Origin of the sequence: Accumulibacter sp. (assembly GCF_029255145.1) — a bacterium.
In the GTDB taxonomy this organism is placed as follows: Bacteria; Pseudomonadota; Gammaproteobacteria; order Burkholderiales; family Rhodocyclaceae; genus Accumulibacter.
Window position 1 is genome coordinate 1 of the sequence record NZ_JAPUVQ010000059.1, and the last position, 8,406, is coordinate 8,406.

Consider the following 8,406-nt stretch of genomic DNA (forward strand, 5'->3'; position numbering starts at 1 on the left):
GTTCATGTTGATCACCATCTGCAGGATGATCAACCCGTTTCGTCCTCTCCCTACATTTTCCTTGAGGCTCATGTCTCAGTGGAAACGCGCGGCCCGTTCAGGCTCATACCACAGTGGACAAGGCTCGACACCGACCGATCAGCTATAATCCGGCCCTTTCGCTGCCCCGCCTTGACCAGCTTGCGCGGATCACCCGGGTCAGAAATAGAGTCGCGAGTCACCTTCCTTGTCATTACAGCTTCCCCGACTGCCGCTGCCAGGAGTCCGCGAACAGCTGCAGTTCCCCTCGTTTGCCGGATCGGCCGACGCGCTGCTGATCGCTCACGCCGCCGCTGCGGCCAGCCAGTGTGCCAGGCCTCGACTGTTGGCCGTAGTGACTGCCAGCGCCGGCGATGCGCAGCGTCTGCTGCAAGAGATACCCTGCTTCGCCGCCGATCTGCGCGTACGCCTGCTGCCCGACTGGGAAACGCTGCCTTATGACAGCTTCTCGCCGCACCACGACCTGGTTTCCGAGCGACTGGCGACGCTCTATGCGGTCACCCGCGGCGATTGTGACGTGCTGCTGGTACCCGCCGGCACCGCCGTCTACCGTCTGGCGCCGGCCGCTTACCTGGCGGCGTATACCTTCTTTCTGAAGCAGGGCGAGGAACTCGACGCCGGGCGGTTCCGCGCCCAGCTGACGCTGGCCGGCTACGCGCACGTCACGCAGGTCGTCGCACCGGGGGAATACTCGATCCGCGGCGGCATCGTCGACCTCTTTCCGATGGGCTCGCCGCTACCCTACCGGCTGGATCTTTTCGACGACGAAATCGAAAGCATCAAGACCTTTGACGTCGACAGCCAGCGCACGCTCTATCCGGTTCCCGAGATTCGCCTGCTGCCGGCGCGCGAGTTTCCGCTCGACGACCAGGGGCGCACCCGCTTCCGCCAGCGCTTCCGCGAGATCTTCGAAGGCGACGCGGCCCGATCGCGGATCTACAGGGACGTGTCGAACGGCGTTCCGACCGCCGGCATCGAGTACTGGCTGCCGCTCTTCTTTGAGGAAACGGCAAGCCTCTTCGACTATCTGCCCGGAGAAGCCGTGCTCTTCCTGCACGGCAATGTGCCCGAGGCGATTCGTGCCTTCTGGCGTGAAGCGCAGTCGCGCTACGACATGCTGTCGGGTGACCGTAGCCACCCACTGCTTCGGCCCAGCGATCTCTTTCTGGCTGAAGAACCATTCTTTGTCGCCGCCAGGCCCTACGCCAGCGTAAAGCTCGCGGCCGGCGATGACGGCCCGACCCGGGCCCTGCCGCCACTGGCCGTCGACCGCCGCGCACCGGACCCGCTCGGCCGTCTGAAGGCGTTTATCGACGACTTCGATGGCCGGGTCCTGATCGTCGCCGAAACTGCCGGGCGCCGCGAGACGCTGTCTGAACTGTTCGCCGAGTACGGCCTGAAAACCCAGGCCAGCGCGGGAATTTCGGACTTCGTAGCGGGCGGCAGCCAGCTCGCGCTGGCGGTGGCGCCACTGCACGACGGCTTCCAGGTCGACAGGCTGGCGTTCATCACCGAAGCCGAGTTGTACGCCGACAGCCCGTCGCGTCGCGCCCGCCACCTTGCCCAGCGCAAGGCATCGGTGGACAACTGGTTGCGCGACCTCACCGAACTCAAGGTCGGTTCGCCGGTGGTCCATGAGCAGCATGGCATCGCCCGCTATCAGGGTCTGGTCCACCTCGACCTCGGTGAAGGCCAGATGGAGTTTCTTGAGCTGCACTATGCCGGGAACGCCAAGTTGTACGTGCCGGTAGCGCAGTTGCACGTCATATCGCGCTACTCGGGTGCCGACCCCGACGCCGCACCGCTGCATACGCTCGGCTCGCAACAATGGGAGAAAGCCAAACGCCGCGCCGCCCTGCAGGCGCGCGACACCGCCGCCGAACTGCTGGCCCTGTACGCCTTGCGAGCGGCACGGCAAGGGCATGCGTGCGACTTCGAGACGCATGACCAGGAGGCATTCGCCGACGGCTTTGGTTTCGAAGAGACACCCGATCAGAGCGCAGCCATCGCCGCGGTCATCGACGACATGAAATCCGGGCGACCGATGGACCGCCTGGTATGCGGTGATGTCGGCTTCGGCAAGACCGAGGTCGCCTTGCGCGCCGTCTTCTGTGCGGTAGCCGGTGGTCGCCAGGCCGCGGTACTGTGCCCGACCACCCTGCTCTGCGAGCAGCATTTCCAGACCTTCAACGACCGCTTCGCCGACTGGCCGGTGAAAATCGCCGAGCTCTCGCGCTTCAAGACCGCAGCTGAGGTCACCCAGGCGCTCAGGGAACTTGCCGAGGGGCGACTGGACATTGTCATCGGAACGCATCGGCTGTTGCAGAAGGACGTCAAGTTCAGGCGCCTCGGCCTGGTGGTGATCGACGAGGAGCACCGCTTCGGAGTCCGCCAGAAGGAGGCGCTGAAAGCGCTTCGTGCCGAAGTCGACGTCCTGACCCTGACCGCGACGCCGATCCCGCGCACCCTGGCGATGTCGCTCGAAGGCCTGCGCGACTTCTCGGTGATCGCCACCGCGCCGCAAAAACGCCTGGCGATCAAGACCTTCGTCACCCGCTTTTCCGACGGCATCATCCGCGAAGCGCTGTTGCGCGAATTCAAGCGCGGTGGCCAGGTGTACTTCCTGCACAACGAAGTGAACACCATCGAAAACATGCGCGACAAGCTCACCAAGCTGTTGCCCGAAGCGCGCATCGTCGTCGGTCACGGCCAGATGAAGGAGCGCGATCTCGAACGTGTGATGCGCGACTTCACGCAGCAGCGCGTCAATGTCCTGCTGTGCACCACGATCATCGAAACCGGCATCGACAACCCCCACGCCAACACCATCGTCATCAACCGGGCCGACAGGTTCGGCCTGGCGCAACTGCACCAGCTGCGCGGTCGCGTTGGCCGCTCGCACCATCAGGCCTATGCCTACCTGTTGACGCACGACGAGGAGGCGCTGAGCAAGCAGGCCAGGCAGCGCCTGGAGGCGATCCAGACGATGGATGAACTGGGCGCCGGTTTCTACCTGGCGATGCACGACCTCGAAATCCGTGGTGCCGGCGAAGTTCTCGGCGACAACCAGTCCGGCGAAATGCAGGAAGTCGGCTTCAACATGTTCACCGAGATGCTGAACCGCGCCGTCGCGGCGCTCAAACAAGGCCAGGAGCCCGACCTGACGCAACCGCTGGCGGTCGCCACCGAGGTCAACCTGCACACCCCGGCGCTGCTGCCTGACGACTACGCGCCCGACGTGCACCAGAGGCTGGCGCTCTACAAGCGCCTGGCCGACTGTTCGCTGGCCGATGAGCTGGCCGACCTGCAGGAAGAGCTGATCGATCGTTTTGGCGATTTGCCACCGCAGACCCGCGCCCTGCTCGACAGTCACCGCCTGCGCCTGCTGTGCAAGCCACTCGGGGTCAGCAAGCTTGACGCCACCGCCGAACAGATCAGCGTACAGTTCGAGGTCAATCCCCCGATCGACCCCCTGCGGATCATCGAACTCATTCAGAGGGACCGCAACTACCGACTGGCCGGGCAGGACCGGCTGGTTCTCAAACGCCACTGCGCCACGCTGGCCGACCGCGTGGCCGCGGTGAAAGAGCTCGTTCACCAACTGACCCGTCTGCCAAAGCCATGACAACTCTCGACATCGACAACATCAATGTCAGCGCCTTCGACGCCATGCCCTCCCCCGAAGAGATCCAGGCCCGACTGCCGCTCTCGCCGACCGCCGCCAGGCTGGTGATGAGCGGCCGCGAACTGCTGCGCAGGATTCTCGACCGCAGCGACCGTCGTCTGTTCGTCGTCGTCGGCCCGTGCTCGATCCACGACCCGGTGGCCGGGCTGGACTATGCGCGGCGGCTGAAGGCACTCGCTGACGAGGTGCGCCAGACGATGTACCTGGTGATGCGCGTCTATTTCGAAAAACCGCGGACCACCACCGGTTGGAAGGGCTATATCAACGATCCCGACATGGACGACTCGTTTCGCGTCGACCATGGCATGCAGCAGGCGCGCCAGTTCCTGCTCGAGATCGCCGAACTTGGCCTGCCGGCCGGGACCGAGGCGCTCGACCCGATCTCACCGCAGTATCTGGGCGATCTGATCTCGTGGACAGCGATCGGCGCGCGCACCACCGAGTCGCAGACGCACCGGGAAATATCGTCCGGCCTGTCCACCCCGGTCGGCTTCAAGAACGGCACCAACGGTGACGTCGGGATCGCCGTCAATGCCATTCTCTCGGCATCGCGTCCGCACAGTTTCCTGGGAATCAACGGCCAGGGACGTACTTCGATCGTCCGTACCCGTGGCAATCGTTACGGCCACCTCGTCCTGCGCGGCGGCGACGGCCGGCCGAACTACGATACGGTCAGCGTGCAGATGGCCGAGCAGGCGCTGAGCAAGGCCGGCTTGCCGACCAATATCGTGGTCGACTGCTCGCACGCCAACAGCTACAAGAAGCCTGAGCTGCAACCGCTGGTGATGGCCGACGTGGTCAATCAGGTGCGCCTCGGCAACCGTTCACTGGTCGGCATGATGATCGAATCGAATCTCGTCGCCGGCAACCAGCCGATCCCGGAAGACCTTGCGCTGCTCAAATACGGCTGCTCGGTCACCGACGCCTGCGTGGACTGGGAAACCACCGCCAGCATGATCCGCGACGCCGCCAGGCTGCTGCACGAGGTTCTGCCGAACCGCAGCCGCTGACCCCGCCGTCGGTCGCCGCGCCGGCACGCCTGGCGTGGTTGCGCAGCGGCCGTCAAACACCGATCGCACCGGCGTGCAGCAGTGCGGGCATCTGCCCCGATCGGGCACGCGGTCACGAGATCGACGGCGATCGACCGGGGAATCGGCAAGCGCCTTGTCCGCCCGACGGGGCCACGACGCCGCCATGACGATGTCGCGAAAGATGCCGGGAATCGAGTTCATCGACAACGATCGCCCGGCGCCACCGAAAGGGCCAAACGGCACCGCCGCCGATGGCCGTCGCAGCCGCTGACCGTCCGCTTGAACCGCCTCAGAAAAAACGTCCGCAGCGCACCAAATCGATGGACCGATCGGCGTCCTGCGGGTAGACTCCCCCCCTCGCCAGGGTGGGCCTCAAGGGGAGAAGATCATGCAAATCAACATCGAGAGCAAACCAGCCGCGTCTGCGGCGTACGATAACCGAAAGAAGCGGCTGGTCGAAACGATCGATCGGCTGTACGTACGCGACGCCCGCGCCTCGCTGCAGAAAATGCTCGCCAGGCTCCATCCCGCCGACCTGGCGTCAGTTCTCGACGACTTACCCCCGGCGCATGTGGTGGACATCTTCTACGCGATCAACGACACCACGACGGCGGCCGATGTCTTCAGCCAGCTGCCAGCCAATTTGCGGGCGCAGGTGATGAGCGAGTCGAAGGTCGAGAAGCTGGCGCGCGTACTCGAACAGGTTCCACCGGACGAACTTGCTGACCTCATCGGCGACCTGCCGGAAGACCAGCGCGAGCAACTGATGGCCTTGCTCGGCCGCGAAAGCAAGGACGAAGTCGAAAGCCTTCTCCAGTACGACCCCGACACCGCCGGCGGCATCATGACCACCGACATCTTCTCGCTGCCGCACACGCTGACCGTTGAAGAAGCGATCGAGAACATCCGCAGCCGCGAAGACGTCGAGATGGTCTTCTACCTCTACCTGACCGACGAAGCAGGACGACTGGCCGGCGTCGTCTCGCTACGGCAATTGCTGCTGACCCGCCCGGGCACCCCACTGCACAAGGTTATGAACCGGCGAGTGATGAAGGTGACCACCGATGCCGATCAGACCACCGTGGCCATGCTGGTCGACAAATATCGCCTGCTCGCAATCCCGGTGGTCAATGAGGAAAACGTACTGGTCGGCATGGTCACAGTTGACGACGTCATAGACGTCCTCGAAGAAGAGACCACCCGCGACATGCTGAAGATGGCGGGTACCAGCGAGTCCGAAACGCTCACCCACTCGGCCTTCAAGATCGCCTGGATTCGCCTGCCCTGGCTGCTGGCTGCGTTCGTCGGCGGTCTGGCGGCGACAGCAGTAATTGGGCGTTATGAAGCGATTCTCGCCGAGGTGCTGGTTCTGGGTGCCTTTCTGCCGGTGGTCATGGGCATGGCCGGCAACGTCGGGGTGCAGTCGGCCACCGTCGCCGTGCGTGGCCTGGCCACCGGCGCCATTGATGTCCGCGACACGGTCCCGCTGGTGCTTAAGGAGTTGCGCGTCGGCCTGCTGCTCGGGAGTTTTTACGGCGTCATCCTGGCGCTCTATGGCTACCTGATGCACCACAGCCTGGCGCTCGGCGAGGTGGTCGGCCTGACCATTCTCGGCAACATGACTGGAGCGGCCTTGCTGGCGGTGCTGCTGCCGATGATCTTCCAGCGCCTGAAGGTTGACCCGGCGGTCGCCACCGGCCCTTTCGTGACCACCGCCATCGACATCCTGGGAGTCCTGAACTACTTCGTGATCGCCAGCTGGATCTACGATCTTTGAGCGACGGCGCCGCCGGCATCGGCGGCTCGGCGTCCGGCTGAGGCAGCGCCCGCACACCCCGGGGCTGCGCGCCCGATCCAGGCACTGTGGTCTCGCTCACTGCGACAATTCCTGCCACGGCGGCGGCTGTTGGCGGAAACCGTCCAGCCGCGTCCTGAGTTCGGGCAGCAGCGCCTCGCTCTGCTCCGCCAGCCAGCCGAGGATCGGCGCGGCACGTGCTCCCGCCAGGGCGTCGCCTGTCAGTTGCGTCGCCACCGCCAGGTCGTTCTGGCTGCCAAGCAGTTCCTGCAGCGCGCTGACCGATTGATGGTAGCCCTCCAGCACCGGACCAGTTGCGAAAAGCGGCGAGAAGAATTCGAGCGCGTAGCGGAGTTGCTTGAACGCCAGGCGCAGGCGGTGGCGCGCCGCGTCGCCGCCGCCCTCGGCCTCGGCCTCGGTGGCGCGCTGATGGACGCGCTTGCTGCACTTGTCCAGCCAGCGTGGGACGAAGGTCTCGACCGGGCCCGCGCCGGTTTCCGGCAAAGCCACCAGGGCGGCGGTAAAGTCGACCAGCAAGCGCGAATAGGCAAGCGATGTGAGCGCCCGCCTGGCGGCCTGGCGGCTGCTGCTGCGGCGCCTGCGACCGTAGCTGAGCAGCTGTTCGATTTCGACGTGATTCGGAAAGACCACGGCGAGCGCAGGCACGCTGCCGGTCAGAAAGACATCCCAGTTGCGCGTGTCGCCGAGTTGCCGCGCCAACTCCTGCCACAGCGGATCGAAGCGCGCGACAAAGGATTCGGGCAGCTGTCGTTCCCAGACGCGGATCGCCGACCGCAGGCGGCGAATGGCCACCCTCGCCTGGTGAACGAACTCCGGCGCATCGCCCTGACGGACGCCTTGCTCGTTGCGCTGCAGGTGGTTGACGCAGGCCAGCGCGATCAGGCGAAAGGTGCCCATCGACGACAAACCGGCCTCGACCGGCACCGGCATCGCCTTTCCCGCTGTCATCGGCAGATCGGCCGACAGACGGTACGCACGCTCGGACTTGCTGCTGGCTTCGGGGTGCAGCGGCAGGGTTACCTGCAGGGTGCTGGCCAGGTCGAACAGCTCGCCGAGTTCGCCCGTGCACAGTTCCAGTTCGACCTCACGGATCGCCTGGCGCCGCCCCCCGGCCTCGATCCAGCCGCGGTCGAGGGCCACTTCGATACGCGCCCCGGCGCGCGGTTCGAGCATCCAGGCCTGACGCGTGAAGCGGGTGGTGAACACCGGCTGCAAGTGATCACGCAGGGATTCGAGAAGCTCGCGAATGGCACTCTCGTCAACATGGGAGAAGTCGAACTCTCCCGGCTTGCCGCGAAGCTCCCACTCTTTTCGCTGCGCCAATCCGCCGGTGAGCTGAGCCGCGGTCTTGACGCCCAACAGCCATTCGCGACCCTGCTGACGATAGCGCACGACAATCCCGTTCTCGCGCAGACGGTGGTCAGGGGTGTCGTAGTAGGTGTTGATCAGCAGTTGCCGGCGTGGCGTGCGGTCGGCCAGCAGCGGGTGCCTGGGCAACTGACTGGCAACGCGTGCCGACAGCGATAGCTTTATTTCGGTCTCGGTGGACATCACGAACCCTCGTGCAGGGGACGACTGTATCGACCCCGGGTTATACCTTCACTTGGTGTCGCTGTGTCAGCGGGCCAGTAAAAGAAGGCCCTTACAGGCACAAAGCACCGCCGTAGATTAGCACAGGAACTTTCAGCACTCGCATCTGTCACCCTGCGGCCAGCAGTTCTCATTTCAAACCCACGCAAGGGGGCTGTTGGCGTAGGTTGGCGCACGAGGATTGGCAGACTTGGGCGATGAAGATTGAGGGAGACTCTGGCTGTTCTTAAAATAACGCTGTTAAA

The 8,406-nt window shown here is 64.7% G+C and carries 4 protein-coding genes; 3 read left to right on the top strand and 1 reads right to left on the bottom strand.

Going from position 1 to position 8,406, the window contains the following annotated elements; translation table 11 throughout:
- Positions 1–226: 226 nt before the first annotated feature.
- From mfd to mgtE, 3 genes are all read left to right on the top strand, one after another.
- Positions 227–3,664 (top strand): transcription-repair coupling factor, encoded by a 3,438-nt coding sequence (mfd, locus tag Q1L50_RS06255; RefSeq protein WP_300336803.1) that lies wholly within the window; start codon positions 227–229, stop codon positions 3,662–3,664.
- Positions 3,661–4,734 (top strand): 3-deoxy-7-phosphoheptulonate synthase, encoded by a 1,074-nt coding sequence (locus Q1L50_RS06260; protein WP_300336805.1) that lies wholly within the window; start codon positions 3,661–3,663, stop codon positions 4,732–4,734. Before mfd ends, Q1L50_RS06260 begins: the two co-directional genes overlap by 4 nt.
- Positions 4,735–5,143: 409 nt before the next feature.
- Positions 5,144–6,532, top strand: a complete 1,389-nt coding sequence (gene mgtE, locus Q1L50_RS06265; protein WP_300336807.1) for a magnesium transporter — start codon at positions 5,144–5,146, stop codon at positions 6,530–6,532.
- A gap of 96 nt (positions 6,533–6,628) precedes the next feature.
- Here the strand turns inward: mgtE and Q1L50_RS06270 are convergent, their stop codons facing one another.
- Positions 6,629–8,122: a CYTH and CHAD domain-containing protein gene (locus tag Q1L50_RS06270; RefSeq protein ID WP_300336809.1), complete on the bottom strand. Its 1,494-nt coding sequence runs from the start codon at positions 8,120–8,122 to the stop codon at positions 6,629–6,631.
- Between the last annotated feature and the right edge of the window lie 284 nt (positions 8,123–8,406).